The sequence below is a fragment of the Streptomyces tateyamensis genome (assembly GCF_003205575.1).
Lineage (GTDB): Bacteria > Actinomycetota > Actinomycetes > Streptomycetales > Streptomycetaceae > Kitasatospora > Kitasatospora tateyamensis.
This window is the reverse complement of sequence record NZ_PYBW01000283.1, coordinates 1-329: the sequence shown is the minus strand read 5'-3', so window position 1 is coordinate 329 and position 329 is coordinate 1. Positions and strand designations below refer to the sequence as shown.

Annotated in this window: 1 pseudogene; it reads left to right on the top strand. The window is 68.1% G+C overall.

Features of this window, described 5'->3' with window-relative positions:
* Window positions 1-309, top strand: a pseudogene (locus tag C7C46_RS33355) (sugar ABC transporter ATP-binding protein); the annotation flags it as partial.
* Window positions 310-329: the final 20 nt, after the last annotated feature.

Here is a 329-nt window from a genome sequence, read left to right as displayed (position 1 = left end):
GTCGTCATCGCCCGCGCCCTCGCCACCGAACCCCACGTCCTGGTCGCCATCCGCCCCACCAACGGAGTCGACGTCAAATCCAAAGAATCCCTGCTCGCCACCATCCGCCAGGTCGCCGACCGCGGACGCACCGCACTCATCGTCTCCGACGAACTCGACGACCTGCGCGCCTGCGACCGCGTCATCGCCATGTTCCACGGCCGGATCGTCGCCGAATTCACCCCCGGCTGGCGCGACGAACACCTGGTCGCCGCCATGGAGGGCATGACCGCACACACCGATTCGAAGGACCGCCATGACACCGACTGACCTGGGCCGCCCCACCACAC